22 protein-coding genes are annotated in these 23,257 nt (G+C 69.5%); 7 read left to right on the top strand and 15 right to left on the bottom strand.

Annotated features, from left to right (window positions below):
- Positions 1–25: 25 nt before the first annotated feature.
- Both AB0K11_RS27560 and AB0K11_RS27555 read left to right on the top strand, forming a co-directional pair.
- Positions 26–1,210, top strand: coding sequence for a serine hydrolase domain-containing protein (locus tag AB0K11_RS27560; protein WP_364984745.1), 1,185 nt, complete (start codon positions 26–28; stop codon positions 1,208–1,210).
- A 46-nt stretch (positions 1,211–1,256) separates the two neighbouring features.
- A complete protein-coding gene (locus AB0K11_RS27555) occupies positions 1,257–2,021 on the top strand; it encodes a DUF1542 domain-containing protein (protein ID WP_364984743.1) in 765 nt (254 codons plus the stop codon).
- A 10-nt stretch (positions 2,022–2,031) separates the two neighbouring features.
- Here AB0K11_RS27555 and AB0K11_RS27550 read toward each other — a convergent pair whose 3' ends face one another.
- The 7 genes from AB0K11_RS27550 to AB0K11_RS27520 all read right to left on the bottom strand — a co-directional run bounded on the left by AB0K11_RS27550 (position 2,032) and on the right by AB0K11_RS27520 (position 8,363).
- Positions 2,032–3,720 carry a cation:proton antiporter gene (locus tag AB0K11_RS27550; RefSeq protein WP_364984741.1) on the bottom strand — a complete coding sequence of 563 codons (1,689 nt, stop codon included), beginning with the start codon at positions 3,718–3,720 and terminating at the stop codon, positions 2,032–2,034.
- A 44-nt stretch (positions 3,721–3,764) separates the two neighbouring features.
- Positions 3,765–4,571, bottom strand: a complete 807-nt coding sequence (locus AB0K11_RS27545) for a DNA-formamidopyrimidine glycosylase family protein (RefSeq protein ID WP_364984739.1) — start codon at positions 4,569–4,571, stop codon at positions 3,765–3,767.
- A 2-nt stretch (positions 4,572–4,573) separates the two neighbouring features.
- Entirely contained in the window at positions 4,574–5,053 is a 480-nt protein-coding gene (locus AB0K11_RS27540) for a ribose-5-phosphate isomerase (protein WP_364984737.1), read from the bottom strand.
- A gap of 26 nt (positions 5,054–5,079) precedes the next feature.
- Positions 5,080–6,039 carry a 2-oxoglutarate and iron-dependent oxygenase domain-containing protein gene (locus AB0K11_RS27535; RefSeq protein WP_364984735.1) on the bottom strand — a complete coding sequence of 320 codons (960 nt, stop codon included), beginning with the start codon at positions 6,037–6,039 and terminating at the stop codon, positions 5,080–5,082.
- The gene (locus AB0K11_RS27530) at positions 6,036–6,485 is read right to left on the bottom strand and encodes a nucleoside deaminase (protein ID WP_364984733.1); all 450 of its coding nucleotides are present in this window, start codon (positions 6,483–6,485) and stop codon (positions 6,036–6,038) included. The genes AB0K11_RS27535 and AB0K11_RS27530 overlap by 4 nt, the downstream gene beginning before the upstream one ends.
- Positions 6,482–7,894, bottom strand: coding sequence for a cytosine permease (locus AB0K11_RS27525; RefSeq protein ID WP_364984731.1), 1,413 nt, complete (start codon positions 7,892–7,894; stop codon positions 6,482–6,484). The genes AB0K11_RS27530 and AB0K11_RS27525 overlap by 4 nt, the downstream gene beginning before the upstream one ends.
- 76 nt (positions 7,895–7,970) lie before the next feature.
- The gene (locus AB0K11_RS27520; protein WP_364984729.1) at positions 7,971–8,363 is read right to left on the bottom strand and encodes a hypothetical protein; all 393 of its coding nucleotides are present in this window, start codon (positions 8,361–8,363) and stop codon (positions 7,971–7,973) included.
- 45 nt (positions 8,364–8,408) lie between these two features.
- On the opposite strand from AB0K11_RS27520, the gene AB0K11_RS27515 reads away from it, so the two are divergent.
- Positions 8,409–8,897, top strand: coding sequence for a hypothetical protein (locus tag AB0K11_RS27515; protein WP_364984727.1), 489 nt, complete (start codon positions 8,409–8,411; stop codon positions 8,895–8,897).
- Between the two features lie 3 nt (positions 8,898–8,900).
- On the opposite strand, the gene AB0K11_RS27510 is transcribed toward AB0K11_RS27515, so the two are convergent.
- On the bottom strand, positions 8,901–9,509 hold the full coding sequence (locus AB0K11_RS27510; RefSeq protein WP_364984725.1) for a DsbA family protein: 609 nt from the start codon (positions 9,507–9,509) through the stop codon (positions 8,901–8,903).
- 234 nt (positions 9,510–9,743) lie between these two features.
- Between AB0K11_RS27510 and AB0K11_RS27505 the strand changes: the two genes are divergently transcribed.
- On the top strand, positions 9,744–10,115 hold the full coding sequence (locus AB0K11_RS27505) for a DUF732 domain-containing protein (protein WP_364984723.1): 372 nt from the start codon (positions 9,744–9,746) through the stop codon (positions 10,113–10,115).
- A gap of 73 nt (positions 10,116–10,188) precedes the next feature.
- A complete protein-coding gene (pepN, locus tag AB0K11_RS27500; protein WP_364984721.1) occupies positions 10,189–12,774 on the top strand; it encodes an aminopeptidase N in 2,586 nt (861 codons plus the stop codon).
- A gap of 2 nt (positions 12,775–12,776) precedes the next feature.
- Here the strand turns inward: pepN and AB0K11_RS27495 are convergent, their stop codons facing one another.
- The 4 genes from AB0K11_RS27495 to AB0K11_RS27480 all read right to left on the bottom strand — a co-directional run bounded on the left by AB0K11_RS27495 (position 12,777) and on the right by AB0K11_RS27480 (position 15,070).
- A complete protein-coding gene (locus AB0K11_RS27495; RefSeq protein ID WP_364984719.1) occupies positions 12,777–13,571 on the bottom strand; it encodes a DUF1206 domain-containing protein in 795 nt (264 codons plus the stop codon).
- Between the two features lie 126 nt (positions 13,572–13,697).
- Complete coding sequence (locus AB0K11_RS27490; protein ID WP_364984717.1) at positions 13,698–14,171, bottom strand: DUF5130 domain-containing protein; 474 nt, start codon at positions 14,169–14,171, stop codon at positions 13,698–13,700.
- Positions 14,158–14,373: a hypothetical protein gene (locus AB0K11_RS27485; RefSeq protein ID WP_364984836.1), complete on the bottom strand. Its 216-nt coding sequence runs from the start codon at positions 14,371–14,373 to the stop codon at positions 14,158–14,160. The genes AB0K11_RS27490 and AB0K11_RS27485 overlap by 14 nt, the downstream gene beginning before the upstream one ends.
- A 40-nt stretch (positions 14,374–14,413) precedes the next feature.
- Positions 14,414–15,070 carry an HNH endonuclease gene (locus tag AB0K11_RS27480; RefSeq protein WP_364984715.1) on the bottom strand — a complete coding sequence of 219 codons (657 nt, stop codon included), beginning with the start codon at positions 15,068–15,070 and terminating at the stop codon, positions 14,414–14,416.
- A 140-nt stretch (positions 15,071–15,210) separates the two neighbouring features.
- Here AB0K11_RS27480 and AB0K11_RS27475 point away from each other — a divergent pair, with 140 nt between their 5' ends.
- Together AB0K11_RS27475 and AB0K11_RS27470 are read left to right on the top strand one after the other, a co-directional pair.
- On the top strand, positions 15,211–15,606 hold the full coding sequence (locus AB0K11_RS27475) for a globin (protein ID WP_364984713.1): 396 nt from the start codon (positions 15,211–15,213) through the stop codon (positions 15,604–15,606).
- A 34-nt stretch (positions 15,607–15,640) separates the two neighbouring features.
- The gene (locus tag AB0K11_RS27470) at positions 15,641–17,224 is read left to right on the top strand and encodes a glycoside hydrolase family 13 protein (RefSeq protein ID WP_364984711.1); all 1,584 of its coding nucleotides are present in this window, start codon (positions 15,641–15,643) and stop codon (positions 17,222–17,224) included.
- Positions 17,225–17,242: 18 nt separating this feature from the next.
- Here the strand turns inward: AB0K11_RS27470 and AB0K11_RS27465 are convergent, their stop codons facing one another.
- Genes AB0K11_RS27465 through AB0K11_RS27455 form a run of 3 tightly spaced genes read right to left on the bottom strand, consistent with a single transcriptional unit; the run spans position 17,243 to position 23,165 of the window.
- The gene (locus AB0K11_RS27465; protein ID WP_364984709.1) at positions 17,243–17,902 is read right to left on the bottom strand and encodes a hypothetical protein; all 660 of its coding nucleotides are present in this window, start codon (positions 17,900–17,902) and stop codon (positions 17,243–17,245) included.
- Complete coding sequence (locus AB0K11_RS27460; RefSeq protein ID WP_364984707.1) at positions 17,899–18,315, bottom strand: thioesterase family protein; 417 nt, start codon at positions 18,313–18,315, stop codon at positions 17,899–17,901. Before AB0K11_RS27460 ends, AB0K11_RS27465 begins: the two co-directional genes overlap by 4 nt.
- Positions 18,312–23,165 (bottom strand): NAD-glutamate dehydrogenase, encoded by a 4,854-nt coding sequence (locus AB0K11_RS27455; RefSeq protein WP_364984705.1) that lies wholly within the window; start codon positions 23,163–23,165, stop codon positions 18,312–18,314. The genes AB0K11_RS27460 and AB0K11_RS27455 overlap by 4 nt, the downstream gene beginning before the upstream one ends.
- Positions 23,166–23,257 lie beyond the last annotated feature (92 nt).

Here is a 23,257-nt window from a genome sequence, read left to right as displayed (position 1 = left end):
CTGACGGGCCTCGGACAGGGGAACCGTGACAGACCAGCCTGTGCACGGCCGCTGCGATCCCCTCTTCACCAAGCTGCGTGACGCGTTCGAGGCGAACTTCACCCAGCGCGACGACGTGGGCGCCGCGGTGGCCGTCTGGGTGGAGGGCGACCTGGTCGTCGACCTGTGGGGCGGGTACGCCGACGCCGCAGGCCGGCGACCGTGGCGGCGCGACACCCTGGCCAGTGTCTTCTCCGGGTCCAAGGGCCTGACGAGCACCTGTGTGCACCTGCTGGCCGACCGCGGGGAACTCGACCTGGACGCGCCGGTGGCGGCCTACTGGCCGGAGTTCGGGCAGGCCGGCAAGCAGGACATCACCGTCGCCATGGTGCTGTCGCACCGTTCGGGGGTGATCGGTCCGCACACCCCGCTGCACTGGTCGGACGCCGCGGACTGGGATGCGGTGTGCGCGCAATTGGCCGCGGCCGAACCCTGGTGGCCGCCGGACACTGCGCAGGGCTACCACATGGTGAGCTTCGGCTTCATCCTCGGCGAACTGGTCCGCCGGGTCACCGGCCGCACCCTGGGCCAGTACCTGCGCACCGAGATCGCCGAGCCGCTGGGCGTCGACGTGCACATCGGCCTGCCCGACGCCGACCACCACCGGTGCGCCGACATGATCGGCAAGCCGCACATCCGCGACGTGCTGGCGGACGCCGGCGCACCCGCCCGACCCGTCGCGCTGACCGAGCATCCGAAGGCCGGCCTGTCGGTCGCGATGGGCTTCGTCCCCGACGACGAACTGGGCTCGCATGCGCTGACGCGATGGCGCCGCAGCGAGTTCCCCGCGACCAACGCCCACGTGACCGCACTCGGCATGGCCACGTTCTACAACGCTCTGGTGCAGGGCAAGCTGCTCTCCCCCGACCATCTCGACCTGGTGCGAATCTGCCGGGGCGGCACGGACACCGACCTGGTGCTCGGATCGCGCGTGGCCGACCACGGTTGGGGCCTGGGATACATGCTCAACCAGCGCCGCGTCGCGGGCCCCAATCCGCGGTCGTTCGGACACGGCGGCTCGGGGGGCTCCTTCGCGTTCGCCGACCTCGAACACCGCATCGGTTACGCCTACGTGATGAACCGGTTCGACGCTACGAAATGCCATGCCGACCCGCGCAGCCTGGCGCTTTCCGACGAGGTCTACGCCGCCCTGAGAGTCACTCAGGACTGATTCGCGCGGCCCCGATCTTGGAGCTTCCTGTCGGTACGCTGAATGCATGAACGGCGTACTGCTCGTGCTCATCGTCCTGGTCGTCGCGGCGATCGCCGTCGCGGTGTACGCCGCCTCGAAGTCAGCGGGCAAGCGGTCGGCGGAGTCGCTGGCCGACGCCAAGGCCGACGCCCGCAGGGTGATCGAACGCCTCGGCGGTCAGGTGCTCAACCTCAGCGGCAACGACGACGCCTCCAAGCAGGCGATGGCCGACGCGTCGGAGCGCTACACCGCCGCCTCGTCGCAGATCGATCAGGCGACTTCGGCCAAGCAGGCGCTGCTGGCCAAGGAGAGCGCGATCGAGGGCCTGTACTACGTGCGGGCCGCGCGCGTCGCGATGGGTATGGACCCGGGGCCCGAGCTCGAGTCGCTGGCCGGGCAGCGCACCGCAGGCACGGTGACCGAGGCCCGCAGCGTCGAGTTCGAGGGCCGCGAGATCGAGGCGTCGCCGAGCCCGTCGCAACGCACCCCGAACTACTATCCGGGCGGCACCGTCGCCGGTCGTCCGGTGCCCGCGGGCTGGTACTCCGAGCCGTGGTGGAAGCCGGCGCTGGTGGCCGGCGCCTGGGGTGTCGGCTCGGTGCTCCTGTTCAGCACGTTGTTCTCCGGAATGGCCGGAACGGGTTACGAGCAGGGCTTCGCGCAGGGCTATGACCAGGGAATGGATCAGGGCGGCGACGCGGGGGGCTTCGACGGCGGCGGCGGTGACGGCGGCGGCTGGGGCGACTTCGGCGGCGGCGACTTCGGCGGCGGCGACTTCGGCGGCTTCTGACCGCCGAACGTCAGAAGCGGCTCTCCAGTCGCGCCGAGACCCCGGCCTCCTGCAGGTCGAGCCGCTCGAGCATCGCGCGCACGGCCTCGTCCTCGATGCGCCCCTCGTCACGTTCGGTGATCAGCGCGGCCCGCTGGGCGGCGAGCACGTCACGGTAGAGCGCCGAGTAGACCTTCGCCCGCTTGGTCGGCGCCTCGGGGTCGGGCATCTCGTCGATCTCCTCGGACTGCCGGGTGATGGCCGCGCGGATCTCGGCGAGCACCCGCGGGTCCATGTTCTCCGGCGGGTTGGCCCGGAACTCGGCCAGCACGCCGTCCAGCGCGTCGTGGACCACGCGTTCGGCCTTGAGCTCCTCTTCGCGGTCGGCGGCGTGGTCGTCGGAGAACCGGGAGATCTCCAGCTTGCGGATGAGCACCGGCAGCGTCCAGCCCTGGATGAGCAGGGTGCCGACGCTGACCACGAAGGCGATCGCCTGGATGGTGGCGCGCTCGGGGAACGGGTCGCCCGCCGCCGTCGTCGCCGGGATGGCGGCCGCGGCGGCCAGCGTGACGACGCCGCGCATCCCGGTCCACGACACCACGACGTTCTCCTGCCATGTCAGCGACCGGCGGTCGATGCGGGTACGCCAACCCGCCCGCGGTCTCGTGCGCTGCCGCGTGCCAAGTGCGCCGCGGCCACCGACCGGGGCGGGCACGCTGAGCCGGTTCCCGACGTGGCTCGACAGCTTGTTGCGGCCGAAGATCGCGAACACCGACACCGGCCGGATCACCAGCACGATCAGCAGCACGATGACCGACGCGACGGCCACCTCGACCAGCGACTCGTGCGCCTCGCGCAGATCCTCGAGCACGAACCGCAGATGCAGGCCGATGTAGGCGAACACGAACGCCTCCAGCAGCACGTCCACCGAGTTCCACACGTAGCGCTCCTGCAGCCGCGTCTGGTATCCCGCGTCCAGGGTGCCGTTGCCGACCACGAAGCCGGCGACGACGACGGCCAGCACCCCCGAGGCGTGCAGTTCCTCGGCGGCGATGAACGCCGCGAACGGCACCACCAGACCCTGCACGGTCTCCAGACCCGGGTTGGCCAGCCTGCGGCGAATCCACAGCGTGACGTAGCCGAGCACGCCGCCGACGACCGGTCCGACCAGAGCGCTGTAACCGAAAAGCAGGAACGGGTTCTCGATGAAGGTGTGGCTGCCGGCGACCTGCGCCACCGCGATCGAGAACAGCGTGAGCGCCGCGGCGTCGTTGATCAGGCTCTCCCCCGTCAGGATCGCCATCACCCGCTTGGGCAGGCCGAGCTTGCGTCCCACCGCCACGGCGGTGACCGCGTCGGGCGGCGCGACGATCGCACCGAGGACCAACGCAGTGGCGAACGTCAGCGGCACCACCACCAGCCAGGAGGACACCATCGCCACCGCGAATGCGGACACCACCACCAGGCCGACGCCGAGGCCGAGGATCGGGCGGATGTTGCGCAGGAACGTCGGGAAGGAGAAGTTCAGCGCCGCCGAGTAGAGCAGCGGCGGCAGTACCACCGTGAGCAGGATGTGCGAATCCAGTTCGGGCGGCTCGAACTCCGGCAGGAAGGACACCGCGCCGCCGATGACGACGATGATCAACGCGGGTTCCAGGCCGCGTCGGTGGGCGATGGCGGTGACCACGATGGCGCCGACGACTACCAGGATCAGTTCCACGCGCCGATTCTCTCGTCAAACGCGGCGCCGCGCCCGCTCACCCCTCAGCGCTGGCAGTGCGGGCACCAGAACAGATTGCGGCCCTCCAGCACCGCGGTGCGGATCGGGGTGTCGCAGACCCTGCACGGCTCGAGCGCCCGGCGGTAGACGTAGGTGCGCGGCCTGCCTTTGCGGTACGACGGTGCGCCGTGATCGTCGTCGGGTCGCAGCGTGATGATCCTGCCGCGCCGCACCCCGACCTTCATCAGGTCCACCAGATCGGCCCACATCGCATCGAATTCCCCTGCGGCGACGGCTGTTCCGGTGCGGTAGGGATCGATGCGGTGGCGGTACAGCAGTTCGTTGCGGTAGACGTTGCCGACGCCGGCGAGCACCGTCTGATCCATCAGCAGCGCGCCGATGGGGCGACGGGACTTGGCGATCCGTGCCCATGCGGTGCTCGGATCGGCGTCCCGGCGCAGCGGATCGGGTCCCAATCTCGCCAGGATGTCGGACACCTGCGCCTCGTCGACCACCTCGCAGGCCGTCGGACCGCGCAGATCGGCGCCGTACTCGCTGCTGAAGATGCGCATGCGCACCTGGCCGACCGGATCGGGCGGCGGGTCGCCGGGGGTGAGGGTGAAGTCGTCGAACCGGCCGTACAGCCCCAGGTGGACGTGCACGATCCGGCCGCCGTCGTAGTGGTGGAACAGGTGCTTGCCCCACGCGGTGGCACCGGTGAAGGTGCGACCATCCACCATCGCGGCGCCGTCGGCGAACCTGCTCTGCGGGCTGCTCACCCGCATGCGGCGGCCCTTGTAACGCTTCTGGTGCAACCGGGCCAGCCGGTGCAGCGTGTGCCCCTCAGGCATCGCTACTCCGGCGCCCCCGGCACCGGCGGGGGGACGTGCGTCTGCTCGTACCGGGAGAGGATGTCGATGCGGCGCTGGTGCCGCTCGGCCTCCGACCACGGCGTGGTGACGAAGGCGTCGACGATCGCGAGCGCCTCCTCGCGGGTGTGCATCCGACCGCCGATGCCGATCACCTGAGCGTTGTTGTGCTGGCGGGCCAGCGATGCGGTCTCGGTGCTCCACGCCAGAGCGCAGCGGATGCCGGGCACCTTGTTGGCCGCGATCTGCTCACCGTTGCCCGAGCCGCCGAGCACGATGCCCAGGCTCTCCGGGTCGGCCAGTGTCTTCAGCGCGGCGGCGATGCAGAACGCGGGGTAGTCATCCTCGGCGTCGTAGCTGTGCGCGCCGCAGTCGATCGGCTCGTGACCGCTGGCCTGCAGATGCTCGATGATCGCCTGCTTGAGTTCGAAACCGGCATGGTCGGCACCGAGGTAGACACGCATGGCGGCCATTGTGGCAGACGACGGTGTCAAGACACGGTGATGGCGTCCAGCCGCTCCTTGATGAAATCCGAGCAGGTGACCGGCGCCAGCCCGGCCACCCGCCCGACCGGCGGCGCGAGCGGCGTCACGCGGGCGTCGTGGTTGGCCTCGTAGAAGTAGATCAAAGAGACGAGGTCCTCTTCGGGGGCGTGCGGTTGAGGCGGCAGCACACGGTGCCGGCCCGACGGCCACCGCCGTCCGCTCCAGTACTCGAGCAGGTCGCCGATGTTGACGGTCAGCGCGTCCGGGTCGTAGGGCGCGTCGGTCCAGCCGTCGGCCTCCGAGTAGATCTGCAGGCCGCCTGCACCGGGTTCGCGGTCGAGGATGGTGACGGTGCCGAAGTCGGTGTGCGGACCGATCCGGAACTGGCCCGGCTCGGGCTCGCCGACCACGCTCACCGGCGGGTAGTGGTTGATGTTCATCGTCCACGTCGGCCGGTCGGCCAGCGTCGCGAACGGGTTGTCCGGCAGCTTCAGCGCGTGGGCGAACAACGCGAGCAACTCGTCGGCCACCTGCCGCACCGCGTCGGTGTAAGCGGTCACCAGGGCGCGCAGCGCGGCCACCTCGGCCGGCCAGACGTTGGGCGCGAACCAGATCCGATCGACGTCGGGATCGCCGCTCTGCGTCTCCGCACCGAGGCTGAAGCTTTCCTTGAGGTCCGGCGGCGTCTCGGTGCCCTCGGCGTAGCCGTTGGCCTCGGCGCCGGGGCCGATCCAGCCGTGCCCGCCCACCGGCACCGCATAGCGCTGCTTGACCGTCACCGGCTGGGCGAAGAAGGCGCGGGCGGCGGCACGGACGCGGGCCGCCAGTGCGGTGTCCACGCCGTGACCGGTGACCAGGATGAAACCGGCGCGCTGCAGGCTGTCGTCGACGTCGGCGGCCACCCGTCGGGCACCTGAACCGCCCGCACGCCAGCGGGAGAGGTCAACGGTGGCAATCGAACTCACTGCGCAACTCCGATGTCTTCATTCCAGAGACCGGGTTGGGCGGCGATGAAGTCGCGCATCATGTCCGCACAGCGGTCGTCGTCGAGGACGGTGACCGACACACCGTACTCGGCCAGCCACCCGTGGCCGCCGGAGAACGTTCGGGCCTCACCGATCAGCACCGCGCCGATGTTGAACTGCCGTACCAGTCCGCTGCAATACCAGCACGGCGACAGCGTGGTCACCATCACCGTGGACCGGTAGTCACGCTGCCTTCCCGCGGCCCGGAAGGCGTCGGTCTCGGCGTGGATGGAGGGATCGTCCTCCTGCACCCTCCGGTTGTGTCCGCTGCCCAGCAGTGTGCCGTCCACCCCGAACAGCGCCGCACCGATCGGGATCCCGCCCTCGGCAAGCCCCTGCCGCGCTTCACGATAGGCGACCTCCAGCATGTCCTGCGGTGTCGTCATACCGCGAGACGCTCCGCGGCGATACGGGCGCGGCACATCAGCAGATAGCAGCCGCCGGCCAGCAGGAAACCGACATAGAACGTGACGTCGCCGAGCGCGGGCATCTCGCGTGCGGCGAAGCCGACGAACTTCTGCTGGTTGCAGAACAGCAGCACCGACACGACGAGTCCGACGCCGAACGACAGCAGGCCAGGCCAATTGGTGTACGAACGGTCGTAGAGGAATCCGGCCACCCGCTGGCCGCGGCGCAGGTACTGGTCGGCGAACACCACTCCCAGCCACGGGCCGATCCAGTAGGCGATGATCAGCAGGAACGCCTCGTAGCTGTGCGCCGCGTCGGGCAGTGCCCACCACGCGACGAGGAACCCGGCCACGCCGAAGAACACCGTCACCAGCGCGCGGGCGATGTGCGGCGGCAACTTGATCCCGATGGTCACGAAAGCCATTGCGCCCGAATAGACGTTGATCGAATTCGCCGCGATCGCGCCGGTCGCGATGGCCAGCAGCGTGGCACCGGCCAGCCATCCTGCGAGCGGGGCCGTGAAGGAGGCGGTGGGGTCCCCCAGAGCGTCACCCGCGCCGATGGTCACCGAGGCGGCGCCGACGCTCATCAGGCCGATGCACCCGAGAAACAGCCCGGCGGCGGCGAAGGATCCGGTCCGTCGGGTCGATACGCTCGCCGGCAGATACCGCGTGTAATCGGCCGCATAGGGCGTCCATCCCGCCGCATAGCCGAAAGCCGTTCCGACGGTGAGCAGGAAGCCGCCCGTGCCGCCGACACCGCCCTCGGCCGCGGGTGCGCCGAGGTCGGCCTGCCAGAAGATGACCACCGAGGTGACCGCGAAGATCACCGCGAGCAGCGGGAACGTCCAGCGTTCGAATGCCTGCACCAGGTTGTGGCCGAAGAATGCCAGCCCGGTCTGCAGCAGCACGATGATGACCAGTCCCACCAAGGGCCCGAAGCCGAACAGGGTTGACAACGCGTAGGCGCCGCTGACGCTGTTGGTGGCGAACCAGCCGACCCCCGCGGTGATCGACATCAGCACCGCGGGTATGGCGTTGCCGCGGAAGCCGAAGGCCAACCGGCCCAGCACCATCTGCGGCACCCCGTGCAGCGGCCCGCGGGCGGACAGGAAGTAGTGCGCGACAGCGCCGAGGCCGGTGCCGAGGGCGAGACCGGCGACGGCCTGCCAGAACGTCATGCCGTAGGCGGCGACCGCCAGCACACCCACGAACACCGTCGCGAACTCGAGATTCGGTGATGCCCAGGTCCAGAACAGCTGGCTGGGCCTGCCGTGCCGATCGGCGTCGGCGATGGCCTCGTTGCCGCCGGGTTCGACGGCCACCACCCGGTCACGGTAGGTGCCGTCGGACTGTTCGAGGATGTCGGCGGGCTCGGCGACTGTCATCGGTCAACGGTGAGGTCGGTTGCCTTGAACCGCAACCGGAGTAAACGCAATCGAAACAATTGAGAATGGTGCGGGGTCAGGAGCCCCCGCAGCCACCGCCTCCGCCGCCGCAGCCACCGCCGCCGCACCCGGCACCGCCGCCGCATCCCGTCGCGCCGTGGACGTCTCCCGCGCCGCCGTCGTCGATCGGCGCCACGCCGTCGTAGTTGGCGTAGTACGCGCCACCCACTCCCGCCGTGCCCCAGGCCGAACCGGCTCCATATCGCCGCGCCCACAGTTCGCGCCTGTCCTTGACCTTTCGCTGCGCGGCGGGCGCGGAGCGTTCGTTCACCAGCCCCGCGGCCCAGACGTCCTCGGTTCGGTCCTGGACAGCCGTCCCGCGGTTCCGTCGTTGCATCAGCAAATATGCGGCGACGATCGTCGCCGCTCCCCCGACGACCACCGCCGTCAAGATCACCCCCGTGTTCATGGCAGAAGGTTACGCCACGATATGCCCTGCGCATATGGTGAAAACATGTGGCGGCGACGGGTGGATCCGACAGCCCGGGCGGGCAGTGCGGTGGCTCGGCTCGAGCTGCCTCCGGCGGTGTTCAAGACCTGTCCGTGGCAACCCCGCGAGCTGGTCGAGACGGGTTTGCGGCAGTGGTTGCGCTGTTGCGCCGCCGCGTTGCGCGACGACCAGGTGATCGGCATGCCATCGCATGCCGTCGACGAGGCGTGGCACGGCTTCATTCTCTGCACCGCAAGGTATTCGGCGTTCTGCGAGGCGGCGTACGGCCGCTTCCTCCATCACCACCCCGAGGGCGGCGCGCCATCGGATGCGCGTCACGACTCACTCGGCGATCAGTTGCGCCGCACCGTCATCGCGTGGTCGATGGTCGCCGACCCCGGCGAGCAGTGCGTGCTGTGGGACCTGGACCGCCGCGTCGGCGTGTCCGACCCCTGGGGCCTCGACCCCGGCCGGGTCACCGAGATCGAGGCCGCCGTCGCCGGGCTCAGTTGACGATCAGTCGAACTCCGGCGCCTCGGTGCGGGTGCGCTTGAGTTCCCAGAAGTGCGGGTAGGACGCGAAGATCACCGACGCGTCCCACAACTTGCCTGCTTCTTCACCGCGCGGGATGCGGGAGAGCACCGGACCGAAGAACGCGACCCCGTTGATGTGGATGGTCGGGGTGCCGACGTCCTCGCCGACGGCGTCCATCCCCTCGTGATGGCTGGTGCGCAGCGCCTCGTCGTACTCTTCGCTGTTCGCGGCCTCGGCAAGCTCAGCCGGGAGTCCGACCTGCTCGAGCGACTTGGCGATCACGTCGTCGAAGTCCTTGTTGCCCTCGTTGTGGATCAGCGTGCCCATCGCGGTGTACAGCGGGCGCAGGATCTCGCGTCCCTTGAGCTGCTCGGCGGCGATGGCCACCCGAACCGGTCCCCAGGCCTTCTTCATCATCTCGAGGTATTCCTCGGGCAGGTCGCGCCCTTCGTTGAGCACGGCGAGGCTCATCACCCGGAAGTCGACCTGGATGTCACGCACCTTCTCGACCTCGAGGATCCATCGGGAGGTGATCCAGCACCACGGGCAGAGCGGGTCGAACCAGAATCCAGCGACATCTTTCCCGGCCATTGACAGTCCTCTCGGTTTTCACGGGTGCACTCCGCTCAACACAACTGAGCTCGTCTCGCCGGTGTTCCCCTCGGCGGCGATCAGCATGCATTGCGGTACGTCGGCGACGGCGACGCGCATTGGTGGGTCAATCTTGACCGAAGCGTGTTGTTGTTGTGACTGAAGTGAACCAGTGTTGCTCGAGTACACGGAGCGGCCTCGACCGGACTCCTCACCCCAGGACGAGGAGCAGCGATGCCGGCAGCAGTCAATCGACGATGGGCGCTGCTCGGCGCATCCGCGCTGGTCGCAGGAGCCGCCGTGTTCGCACCGCCGGCCGCGGCCGACCCGGTCGACGACGCCTTCCTCACCGCGCTCAACCGCGCCGGGGTGGGCCACGGCAACCCCGCCGACACCGTCGAACTCGGCAAGCGGGTGTGCCCGATGCTGGTGGAACCAGGCAAGAATTTCGCGAAGGTGGTCTCGGTCGTCCGCAACGACGGCGTCCCACCGGAGATGGCCGCGTTCTTCGCAGGCATCGCCATCCAGATGTACTGCCCGTCGATGATGTCGAAGGTGGGGACCGGCAGCTTCCTCGGCTGGTTGGGGAACCCGGGTCTGCGGTGAGGCCACCGCGCGGCTGACCCGCCAAGCCCTCTGCCCCGACCTTCAGTCGCCGCGCACACTAGGGTTGGCGGTCGTGGCACTCCCCAATCTGACCCGCGATCAGGCCGCCGAGCGCGCCGCCCTCGTCACGGTGAACTCCTACCGCATCGCCCTCGACCTCACCGACGGTGACGGCAAGCCCGGCGAGCGCACCTTCCGCTCGGTGACCACGGTCGAGTTCGACGCGCTGGCCGGCGCCGACACCTACCTCGACCTGGCTGCCGACACGGTCCGCGGCGCCACCCTCAACGGCCGGGACCTCGACGTCTCGGGCTACGACGAGTCCACCGGCATCGCGCTGACGGGGCTGGCCGAGCACAACGTCGTGGTGGTCGACGCCGACTGCCGCTACTCCAACACCGGTGAGGGCCTGCACCGTTTCGTCGATCCGGTGGACGGCGAGGTGTACCTGTACTCGCAGTTCGAGACCGCCGACGCGAAGCGGATGTTCGCGTGCTTCGACCAGCCCGACCTCAAGGCCACCTTCGACGTCACGGTCACCGCACCGGCGCACTGGGAGGTGGTGTCCAACGGCGCCCTGGAAGCCACCCGCGACGACGGCGCGTCGAAGACGCACAGCTACGTGACGACGCCGCGGATGAGCACCTACCTGGTGGCGTTGATCGCCGGGCCGTACGCCCGCTGGGACGACCTCTACCGCGACGAGCACGGCGAGATCCCGCTCGGACTGTTCTGCCGGCGGTCACTCGGCGAGTTCATGGACGCCGAGCGGCTGTTCACCCAGACCAAGCAGGGTTTCGGCTTCTACCACCGCAACTTCGGCGTGCCCTACGCCTTCGGCAAGTACGACCAGCTCTTCGTCCCGGAGTTCAACGCGGGCGCGATGGAGAACGCCGGCGCGGTGACGTTCCTCGAGGACTACGTGTTCCGCAGCAAGGTCACCCGCGCGTCCTACGAACGGCGCTGCGAGACGGTGCTGCACGAGATGGCGCACATGTGGTTCGGCGACCTGGTGACCATGCAGTGGTGGGACGACCTCTGGCTCAACGAGTCCTTTGCGACGTTCGCCTCCGTGCTGTGCCAGGCCGAGGCCACCGAATTCACCGAGGCGTGGACGACATTCGCCAACGTCGAGAAGTCCTGGGCCTACCGGCAGGACCAGTTGCCGTCGACGCATCCGGTCGCCGCCGACATCCCCGATCTGCACGCGGTCGAGGTCAACTTCGACGGCATCACCTACGCCAAGGGCGCCAGCGTGCTCAAGCAGCTCGTCGCCTACGTCGGGCTGGAATCCTTCCTCGCCGGCCTGCGTGACTACTTCCGCGATCACGCGTTCGGCAACGCCACGTTCGGCGATCTGCTGGGCGCGCTGGAGAAGTCGTCGGGCCGCGACCTGTCCGGCTGGGGCAGGCAGTGGCTCAAGACCACCGGACTCAACACGCTGCGTGCCGACTTCGACCTCGACGCCGACGGACGCTTCACCCGCTTCGCCATCGACCAGAGTGGCGCCGCGCCGGGCGCCGGCGAGACCCGCGTGCACCGGCTGGCGGTCGGTGTGTACGACGACGACGAGGTCACCGGCAAGCTGGTGCGGGTGCACCGCGAGGAACTCGACATCGAGGGCTCGACAACGGACGTGCCTGCGCTGCACGGCGTCTCGCGGGGCAAGCTGATCGTCGTCAACGACGACGACCTGACCTACTGCTCGCTGCGGCTCGACCCCGATTCGTTGCAGACCGTGCTCACGCGCATCGCCGACATCGGCGAACCGCTGCCGCGCACGCTGGCGTGGTCGGCCGCGTGGGAGATGACCCGCGAAGCCGAGCTGAAGGCCCGCGACTTCGTCGCGCTGGTGATGAGCGGCCTGCACGCCGAATCCGAGGTGGGCGTGGCCCAGCGTCTGGTGCTGCAGGCCCAGACGGCGCTGAACTCCTACGCCGACCCGGCGTGGGCGAGCGCCGACGGGTGGCCCGCCTTCGGCGACCGGCTGCTGGACCTGGCGCGTGAGTCGGCTCCGGGGTCGGACCACCAGCTGGCGTTCGTGAATGCGCTGTGCGCGTCGGTGCTGTCGCGCAACCACGTCGCCGTGCTGGCCACGCTGCTCGACAACGAGCCGGCAGCGGTCAACCTGCCGGGCCTGGTCATCGACACCGACCTGCGTTGGCGGATCGTCACCGCGCTGGCCGCCAGCGGCGATCTGGACGCCGACGGCGTGGAGACCCCGTTCATCGACGCCGAGGCCGAGAACGACCCGACCGCCGCGGGCAGGCGCAACGCCGCCGCGGCCGCCGCGGCCCGTCCGCAGACCGCAGTGAAGGACGCCGCCTGGCAGCAGGTCGTCGAGGACGACACACTGGCCAACATCACCGCCCGCGCCATCATCGGTGGCTTCGTGCGGCCCGGCCAGCGGGAACTGCTGGCGCCGTTCACACAGCGCTACTTCGACGCGATCTCCGGGGTGTGGGAGCGGCGGTCCAGCGAGGTCGCCCAGACCATGGTCGTCGGGCTGTATCCGGCGTCGGACATCAGCCAGGAGGCTCTCGACGCGGCCGACCGGTTCCTCGCCGGGGACGTGCCGCCCGCGCTGCGCCGGCTGGTCATCGAAGGCCGTGCCGGTGTCGAGCGTGCCCTGCGGGCCAGGCGGTTCGACGTCGCCTGACGCTACATCCGTGAATAGCGGGTGAGCGTCAAGCTGTACAGCCCGTACGCGCCGAAGCCGACGGCCGCACCGATCAGCAGCATCGTGCCGGCCTGCGTCGCACCCAGTGCCTTGACCGCGGCATCCAGCCCGGCCGCCTTCGAGGGGTCGGCGTCGACGGCGGCGACCACCAGCAGCACCCCCGCGATGGCGAGGACGATTCCCTCGGCGACATAGCCGCACAGGCCGAGGACGACGATCAGCGGGCTCACCGGACCGGTCAGGTCGGCGAGGAAGCGCCGCGATGCGCCCTTGTAGGCGTAGTAGCCGCCGATGACGGCCACGACGATGCCGGTCACGATCAGCGCGGTCTGGCCCGGCACGGTGTGCATCAGCCGGGAACTGATGCCGGTGTTCTGGTCGCGGCTGGACTCGCGGTCGCCTGCGGCGAACCGGACAGCGGTGACCATGACGCCGCAGTAGACGAGCAGCAGCCCGAAAGCCTTCAGCCGGTTCAGCTTTCCCGCGTCGTCACGGTCGGGGTCGTGACTCTCGGCGGGGTGCAGGCCGATCAGCGACTCGGCGAGCCGCCACATCATCAGCGGCACCAGCGCCACCACGATCACCCACAGCGCGATCGCACCGCCGCGGGTCTCCGCGACCGTCGCCAGCGCACCCGAGGGGTCGGCGTCGCCGCGGTGGCCGAGGGCGATCCGCACGATGACGTAGGCGATCAGCAGATGCAGCAGGCCGCTGACGACATACCCGGACCGGGCCGCGGTCTGCAGCCCGTCATGGCGGGTGGCCCTGTGGACCACCGAGCCTCGCCGCATCGATCACCTCTCCGCGGCAGCGCATGTGCACCCGCGGGCCAAGCGATACCCGTTGCGGCCAGCGCGAAAACAGCAGGCGCCGACCGCTCGGCGGAGAAGGCGGGCGGAAGGTCAGCGGGGCGAGACGCCGGCCGTCAGCACGCGCACCGCGCTGATCAGGCCGTCCATCAGGTTGCCGTCCTTGAACGACGCCGCGGCGGCCGACACTCCGAGCGGCGCGGCGCCCTCGATGCCGCGGCCCTTGACCTTCGAGCCGTACACCACCTCGATGGCGTGCTGATCAGGCGAGACGGCCAGCAGCACGGCGTTGTCGGGCGTCGGCACCTTCGCCAGGAGTTCCCGGGCCGTCGCCGCGGTGTCCGCGCCGAGATCGCCGATGTAGACCGCGAAACGCGCCTTGGCCGCCCGCGAGCCGTACTTCAGCGCATCGTCGAGCACCACCAGGTCCTTCAACGGGAACGGGTAGTGCACCGACAGCTCACCGGGCTCGGTCACCCCGGACAGGCGTCCGCTCGAGGTCAGCGCCCAGCCGTGGGGAAGGTCGAGTTCACCGCGCGTGACGGGCGCGATCTCACCACTTGCCACTTGCGCCGCCTCCTACCGTCAGGTGATCGCCGTGTCCACCGTGTCCGTGGTCGGCAGGTTCTTCGGCCGCCCACAGGATCGGCGCATGCGTCCATGGCTCGGACATCTTGTATGTCGCCGGGTGAGGACCCTTGCCGCGCCAGATCAGCAGGGCCAGCACGGCGGTCAGTCCCACCGGCACCAGGACGAACAGAGAGTGCATCAGCGGTGTGCTCACGAGCAAACCGTATCCCACACCGGCTTCAGGCCGCGCCCTCACCCAGGTATCGCATCCACGCCGGATCGAGTTCCTTCACCGACGACAGCAGCCGCCAGTGCTGACCCTTCGGCGGCAGCGGCGTCGACCTCAGGCTCCAGCCCAGTTCGGTGAGCAGATGGTCGGCCTTGCGGTGATTGCACTCCGAGCAGGCCGCCACGCAGTTCTCCCAGGAGTGGTCGCCGCCGCGGCTGCGCGGGATCACATGGTCGACGGTGTCGGCCTTCGCGCCGCAGTAGGCGCAGCGGAAGCGGTCACGGTGCATCAGCGCCGCCCGGGTCATCGGGATGCGGGCGCGGTAGGGCACCCGGACGAAGCTGCGCAGCCGGATCACCGAGGGCACCACGATGGTGCGGGTGGCCGAATGGATCACCGGCCCGGAGGGGTCGTCGTGCACCACGTCGGCCTTGCCGCACATCAGCATGATCACCGCCCGGCGCATGGGCAGGGCGGTCAGCGGCTCATAGGTCGAGTTCAGCAGCAGTACCCGGCGGCGGCCCCACACCGAGGCGTCGCGGACGACGGGAGCGGAGGTCTCGACACTGTGCAGGGCGCGCGTCGGCGCAGTCGTGGTCGCGGACCCTGTGGGACCCGCCGCGGTTCCGGGACTCCGGTGACCGCGGCTTTTCTTGCGCTGCGCCATACGTCCTCCGAGGAGACAGTCCACCATGGATCGTCGCCGATCGCACGACAATTCTGCGAGTGTTCGCAGGTCAGTCCGGTGAATTCCGGGTGACATCACCGGCTGACCGGCTCATACGGGCCAGGGGCCACAATGGACGCGTGACGCAACCACAACGCTCGTTCTACGACGAAGTCGGTGGCCACGAGACCTTCCACGCCCTGGTGCGGCGGTTCTACGAGCTGGTCCGCGACGACGAGATCCTGCGCCCGCTCTACCCGGAGGACGAGCTCGACGCCGCCGAGGTGCGGCTGCGGATGTTCCTCGAGCAGTACTGGGGCGGCCCCCGGACGTACTCCGACCAGCGCGGCCACCCGCGGCTGCGGATGCGGCACGCACCGTTCCGGATCGGGTTCATCGAACGCGACGCCTGGTTGCGCTGCATGCACACCGCCGTCGCGGAGATCGACTCGAACACCCTCGACGACACCCACCGCCGGGAGCTGCTGGCCTACCTGGAGATGGCGGCGCAGAGCATGGTCAACTCGTCGTTCTGAGCGGCTCCGGCGCGACGTCGGCACAATTGATGCAATGACCGAGAGTGCGACGACCGAGCAGCGGCCCTGGTGGTCTCGAGCGGTGTTCTATCAGGTGTATCCGCGGTCGTTCGCGGACAGCGACGGCGACGGCATCGGCGACCTGGACGGGGTCACCGCGCGACTCGACCATCTGCAGCGCCTCGGCGTCGACGCGATCTGGCTGAACCCGGTCACCGTCTCCCCCATGGCCGACCACGGCTACGACGTCGCCGACCCCCGCGACGTCGACCCGCTGTTCGGCGGCATCGACGCACTGGACCGGCTGGTCGAGGCGGCGCACAGCCGCGGCATCAAGGTCACCATGGACCTGGTGCCCAACCACACCAGCTCGGCGCACCCGTGGTTCCAGGCCGCGCTGGCGTCGAGTCCCGGCAGCGAGCAGCGGGCGCGCTACCTGTTCCGCGACGGCAGCGGCCAGGACGGCCTGCACCCGCCCAACAACTGGGTGTCGGTGTTCGGCGGTCCGGCGTGGACCCGGGTGGTGGAGGCCGACGGCAATCCGGGTCAGTGGTATCTGCACCTGTTCGACGCCGAACAGCCCGACCTCAACTGGGACAACCCGGAGGTGTTCGACGACCTGGAGAAGACGCTGCGATTCTGGCTCGAACGCGGTGTCGACGGGTTCCGCATCGACGTCGCGCACGGCATGTCCAAACCGGCCGACCTGCCCGACATGACCAGCGCCGAGAACAAGCTGCTCTCCGACACCGAGCGCGATCCGCGCTTCAACCACTCCGGTGTGCACGACATCCACCGCGGCATCCGGGCGGTGCTCGACGAGTACCGGGACGCGGTCGCCGTCGGCGAGGTCTGGGTGTACGACAACGTCGAGTTCGCCGCGTACCTGCGGCCCGACGAACTGCACCTGGGCTTCAACTTCCGGCTGGTGCGCGCGGAATTCGACGCCGCCGAGATCCGCGACGCGATCGAGAACTCGCTGGCCGCGGTGGCACTGCAGAACGCGACGCCGACCTGGACGCTGTCCAATCACGACGTCGACCGCGAGGTCACCCGCTACGGCGGCGGCCCGGTCGGACTGGCGCGGGCGAAGGCCATGGCGCTGGTGATGCTGGCGCTGCCCGGCGCGGTGTTCGTCTACAACGGCGAGGAGCTGGGCCTGCCCAACGTCGAGCTGCCCGACGAGGTGCTGCAGGATCCGGTGTGGCTGCGTTCCGGCGGCACCGAACGCGGCCGCGACGGCTGCCGCGTGCCGATGCCGTGGTCGGGTGAGGCGCCGCCGTTCGGGTTCTCCGAGTCGGCCGACACGTGGCTGCCGATCCCGCCGGAATGGTCGGATCTCACGGTGCAGAAGCAGTCCGCCGACGACGAATCGACGTTGGCGTTCTACACCGCGGCCCTCCGACTGCGGCGCGAGAGAACCGAATTCGACGGCTGGTCGGTCGAGTGGCTCGACTCGGCGCCCGACACCCTGGCGTTCGGGTTGCCGGGCGGCCTGCGCTGCGTCCTCAACGCCGGCACCGAGCCGACGGGGCTGCCCGACGGTGAGCTGCTGTTCGCGAGCGCACCGCTCGTGGGCGGTGCGCTGCCGCCGGACGCGGCGGCCTGGCTGGTCTGAGCTGTTCCTGTCGAGCGCTCAGCGCAGGACGAGGGCGGGATCGCCGCGACGGCGGTAGACCGATCCGTATCGGGCGTCGATGCGCAGCCACGTCGGCAGCACCCGCACCCGGACGATCTCGTCGGCGGCCACCGCCTCCCCCGACGGGGGCAGGAATCCCATTGCCGTCAGGGCGAACACGCACCGCATCGGGATGCCGACACTGTCGTCCGCCGAACTGACCGCCACGACCTCCTGGTCGAGCAACGAGGCAGGCGGGCCGTGGGCGCCGCTGTGCTCCTTGGCGAGTTCGGCTCCGCGAGCCGCCAACTCGAGCACCGCGCGGGCGGGGACGTCGTCGAGATGGACGAAGCCGCTGTCGGGCGGCAGCCCGCCCCGCCACGCCGAGTCCATCGGGAACCCGGTGTCGACGAACCCGTCGGCGCCCGCCGCACTCAACCCGTGAGCGAGCGCGTCGGCACCCGCACTGAGGTCTGCGGGCCGTGTCCGGCCAACGACCACCCGGCTGGCCAGCACGTCGAAACCGGTTGCCACCCAGGCGACGATGTGATCCCGCGAGCGTTCCCGCAACCGGATGACGGCGGCTTCGTCGAGGCGCAGCGCACGGTCGACGAAGATGGCGAGGTCGTCGCGGTGCCGGGCGTCATGGAGCCAGATGCCGCGTTCCTGCACAGTCATCGCAGATAGCGTTGCAGGTAATCCCTCTGCGCGCCGGTCAGGCGCTCGAGCCGCTGCTCCTGGATGTGCACGGCCGCGAGCTGGGTGTCGGCGATCACCGCCGGCTTGGAGTCGGGCGCGGCGCCGACGGAGCGGACCTCGTAGCCCACGGTGAAGTCCACCGCCCGAACGCGTTTCGACCACATCGTCACCTGCAGCGGCGAGTCGATCAGCCGCAACTGGGCCTTGTAGGCGATGTTCACGTCGGCGATCAGCAGCCCGATCGTCGTGATGTTGTCGCCGAAAGGCTCGCGCAGGAAGGGGATCCGCGCCTCCTCCAGCAGGGTGACCATGGTGGCGTGGTTGATGTGCTGGTACATGTCGATGTCCGACCAGCGCACATGCACCGGTGCGGTGAACCCTACGGCCGTCATCCGGCTCCTGTTCCGCTCGTGCGAGTCATGCTGCGGATCTGGCGGGCCGCCACCGACAGCGTGGCCAGATCGCGCTCGTCGTCCTCGTAGATCTCGGTGAGCGTGCGCCGCGCCCGCGCCACCCGCGAACTGTTCGTCGCCTCCCACTCGGCGATCTTCTCCTCGCCGTTCTCCTCGACCTCGCCGACGGCGAGCACGTCGAAGCACAACGCCCGCAGCGAACCGTAGAGGTCGTCCCGGATCGCCAACCGCGCCAACGAATGCCAGCGATCGCCGCGCGGTAACTGCGAGACCGCGGTGAGCAGTGCGTCGGTGTTGAGGTGGTCCATCAGGGCGAAATAGGTGTCGGCGACCTCGGCGGGTTCACGGTCGGCGATGTCGGCGATGTCGATGATGTCGAGCAGGCTGAACTGGTACAGCCCGCTGGCCACGATGTAGGCCAGGTCCTCCGAGGCGCCGTTGCGGCAGAAGTCGGCGGCCTCCTTGTCGACGATGGCCTCGTCGTCGCCGCGCAGCCACTCCCGCATCCGCGGCGTGAGCGACTCGACCTTCTTGGCGAACCGGTTGATCTCCGCGCCGACCGCCAGCGGCTGCGGGCGGTAGTTGAGCAGCCACCGGCCTGCGCGGTCGACGAGCCGGCGCAGGTCGAGCGTCATACGGTCGGACACCGAGACCGGTAGGTCGGTGGCGCGGATCTGCCGCCACACCTCGCCGATCCGGAAGATCTGGTTGGTGGCGACGAAACTTCGCACCGCGTCGGTCGGCCCGACCCCGGCGTCCTCGGTGATGCGGTAGGCGTAGGTGATGCCGCTGGTGTCGACGAGATCGTTGACGAGCATCGTGGTGACGATCTCGCGGCGCAGTTCGTGGTTGCGGATGTCGGCGCCGTAGCGCTCGCGCAGCGTCGACGGGAAGTACGTCGGCAGCCTCGACGCGAAGACCTCCTGGTCGGGTAGGTCGCCGGCCAGCAGGTCGTCCTTGAGCGCCAGCTTGACATGTGCCATCAGGGTGGCGAGTTCCGGTGAGGTCAGGCCGATCCCGGCCTCCAGCCGCCTGCGGATCTCCTTCTCCGAGGGCAGCGCCTCGAGTTCGCGGTTGAGCCCCTTGTCGGCGACGAAGTCCTTGATCATCCGGGCGTGCACGGGCAGCAGGCTGGCGGCGTTGGCCCGGCTGGTGCCCATCAGATCGTTCTGGTCCTCGTTGTCCACCAGCACCAGCCGACCGACCTCGTCGGTCATCGACAGCAGCAGATCGGTGCGGTCGGCGGGGTCGACCTTGCCCGCGGTGACCAGCGAGTCGATCAGGATCTTGATGTTGACCTCGTGGTCCGAGCAGTCGACGCCGGCGGAGTTGTCCAGCGCGTCGGTGTTGATCCGCCCACCGGCGAGGTCGTACTCGATGCGCCCCAGCGAGGTCACCCCGAGGTTGCCACCTTCACCGATCACCTTGGCGCGCACCTGGTTCCCGTTGACCCGCACCGGGTCGTTGGCCCGGTCGCCGACGTTGGAGTCGGCCTCGGTCTCGGCCTTGACGTAGGTGCCGATGCCGCCGTTGAACAGCAGGTCGACCGGGGCCCTCAGGATCGCCTTGATCAGCTCGGGCGGCGACATCTCCTCGGCGTCACCCTCGATGCCGAGAGCGGCCCGCACCTGCGGGCTGACCGGTATCGACTTCTGCTGTCGCTGATAGACACCGCCGCCCTCGCTCAGCAGTGAGGTGTCGTAGTCCTCCCACGAGGAGCGCGGCAGTTCGAACAACCGCTTGCGTTCGTCGAACGACGACGCCGCGTCCGGGTCCGGATCGAGGAACACGTGCCGGTGGTCGAACGCCGCGAGCAGCCGGATGTGCTTCGACAGCAGCATGCCGTTGCCGAACACATCTCCGCTCATGTCGCCGACACCGACGACGGTGAAGTCCTCGCTCTGGGTGTCCACCCCCATCTCGCGGAAGTGCCGTTTGACCGACTCCCACGCGCCCTTGGCCGTGATGCCCATCGCCTTGTGGTCGTAGCCCACCGACCCGCCGGAGGCGAACGCGTCGCCCAGCCAGAAGTCGTAGGAGCCTGCGACCTCGTTGGCGATGTCGGAGAAGGTGGCGGTGCCCTTGTCGGCGGCCACCACCAGGTAGGCGTCGTCACCGTCGCGGCGGATGACCTCGGGCGGGGTGACCACCTGGCCGCTGGCCTTGTCGACGTTGTCGGTGACGTCGAGCAGTCCGCTGATGAACAGCCGGTAGCAGGCGATGCCCTCGTTGCGCTGCGCATCCCGGTCGGTGGCGGCGTCACCGGTCAGGTCCGGCGGCTGCTTGACGACGAAACCGCCCTTGGCGCCGACCGGGACGATGACGGCGTTTTTCACCGCCTGCGCCTTGACCAGGCCGAGGATCTCGGTGCGGAAGTCCTCTCGCCGGTCCGACCAGCGCAGACCGCCGCGCGCGACGTGCCCGAACCGCAGGTGCACGCCCTCCACCCGCGGCGAGTAGACGAAGATCTCGAATTTCGGTCGGGGCAGCGGCAACTCGTCGATCAGGCGTGGATTCAGCTTGACCGCCAGCACGTTCTGCGCGCGCGCCGACTCCGCCCCGGTGACGAAGTAGTTGGTGCGCAGCGTCGCTTCGATCATCGACGCGAACGCGCGCAGCACGCGGTCGGTGTCGAGGCTGACCAGCGCGTCGATGTCGGCGGTGACGGCTGCCGCCGCCTTCTGTGCGTCGCGGCGCTTGTTCGAGCCGTCCTGCCCTTCGGCGGGATTGAACAGCGCCTCGAACAGCGTGACGAGCGAGCCTGCGGTGCCGGCGTTGTCGTTGATCACCGACTCGATGTGGGACTGGCTGTACGGGAATCCGGCCTGCCGCAGGTATTTCGCGTAGGCCCGCAGGATGACCACCTGCTGCCAGGTCAGGCCGGCGCGCAGCACCAGCTCGTTGAAGCGGTCGACCTCCATGCGGCCGTGCCAGATCGCGGTGACGGCGTCGGCGAAACGGGCCTCCATCGCTTCCTGCTCGGCGCCCCCGGGCGCGTCGGGGATGCTGCGGTGCGGCGTCACCCGGAACTGGTAGATCCACACGGCGAGGCCGTCGGCGCGTTTCACCGTGAACGGCCGCTCCTCGAGCACCACCACGCCCATCGACTGGAGCATCGGCAGCAACTGGCTCAGCGACGCCGACCGGCCGCCCAGATACCAGGTCAGCTGTCCCACCCGGTCCTCGCCGCCCTCGGCGAACACCAGCTTCACCGAATCGTCGTCGAGTTCCTCGATGATCGCGATGTCGTCGATCGCGTCCAGCGGGTCGACGGCCTGCTTGTAGTCCTCGGTGAACGCCGCCGCGTAATGCTCGGCGGTGCCCTGATCAATGGACCCGCTGCGCACCGCACCCGTCAACCGGTCGGCCCACGTGCGCGCCGCCTCGGTCAGCAGGTCCTGGATCCGGCTCTCGTTCTCAGGCGAGGTGTCGACGCGGGCGGGTTGCGCCGAATGCGGCAGCCGGACGCTGAAGTGCACGACCGCCCACGGTGACTCGCTCACCCTCGCGGTGTAGTCGATGCTCTCACCGCCCAGTTCGCGAACCAGGATGGCCTGCATCTCCAGCCGGACCGCCGTGGTGTAGCGGTCACGGGGCAGATACACCAGGCACGACACGAAGTGGGCGAGGTGGTCGGCCCGCAGGAACAGCAGCGCACGGCGGCGCGAACCCAGTTCCACCACCGCCATCGCCATGTCGAGCAGTTCCTGGGCGCTCAGCGTCAGGAGTTCGGGGCGGGGCACGGTCTGGATGACGTCGAGCAGTAGCTGACCCGGATGGCCGGGGTCGCGTTTGGCCAGCGCCAGCGCCTCGTTCACCCGCCGGCATGCCAGCGGGATCTCGGTCACATTGGCGTTGAGCGCGGCCACGGTGAACAGGCCGACGAATCGATGCTCGACCGTGTGGGTGTCACCGCCGGAGCCGTCCCGTTCGCGCACGACCACGATGTAGGGGTACGCGCCGTATCGCAGATAGCTCGGGATGGTGGCCTGCGCCAACACCAACAGGTCGTCGTCGGCGGCGAGTTGCGGCAGCACGTCGGTCCGCCGCCGCAGCACGCCGAGCCTGCTGTCGGGATCGACGGACGCCTGGCCGTCGGTCACCGGGCAGCGCTGGCACCCCAGCAGGACGAAGTGCCCGTCGGCCAGCCAGCGCATCAGCGCGGCGACGTCCTTGCGCTCCGCACCGGGGAACCGGCCGCCGGAGTCGTCCTCCACCTCGTCGGCCAGACCGTTCAGGGCGGCCACCATCGCGTCCCTGTCGAGAGCGACCTGCCGGGCGTCGGCCAGGATGTCGGGCAGCAGCCGCTGAGCCTCGGCCAGCGCGTCGCGGTCGGCATCCCCGCTGAGCGCGATGTGCACCCACGCCTCGTGGCCTTCGGTGTTGGAAGCGTCCTCGCCGGCGTCCTCGTCGGCCGGCGCGATGTCCTCGAGCTGTCCGTCCGCGTCGCGGCGCACCTGGAACACCGGATTCATGATCGCGCGGTAGGCCACACCGAGGCGGTGCAGCAGCACGGTCACCGAATCCATCAGCAGCGGAGCGTTTTCGGTGACGATCTGCAGAGCCGGGCCGACGCCGGCGTCGTCGGGATGCGTGGCCACCAGCGTCTCGCCCGGCGAGCGGCGCAGGCCGAGCCGGTAATGCGACTCCACCAGTTCCGGGGACACCGCCTGTTTGGCGGAGGCCTGGTCGTCGGCGCCGGGCTCGGACGACTCGTCGTGAATCCCGCGGAAGGCGGCGACGAACGCACCGGCCAACCGCTTCGCCGTGTCGGGATCGGGTGTCGCCGTTGCGGGCTGCTCGTCCTGCGCGGCGCCACGTCCCGTCATGCGGATCACTCCTGACTCACACGTGCGCGCCGGCACTGGCACGCACGAGCGACCTTAGTCCGCCCCCGGTCGCTGCGCTCCTGCCCCACCGG

The organism is Mycobacterium sp. NPDC050551, from assembly GCF_040674075.1.
Taxonomy (GTDB): domain Bacteria; phylum Actinomycetota; class Actinomycetes; order Mycobacteriales; family Mycobacteriaceae; genus Mycobacterium.
The sequence above is the reverse complement of the archived record's forward strand: the minus strand, read 5'-3'. Positions and strand labels throughout refer to the sequence as shown.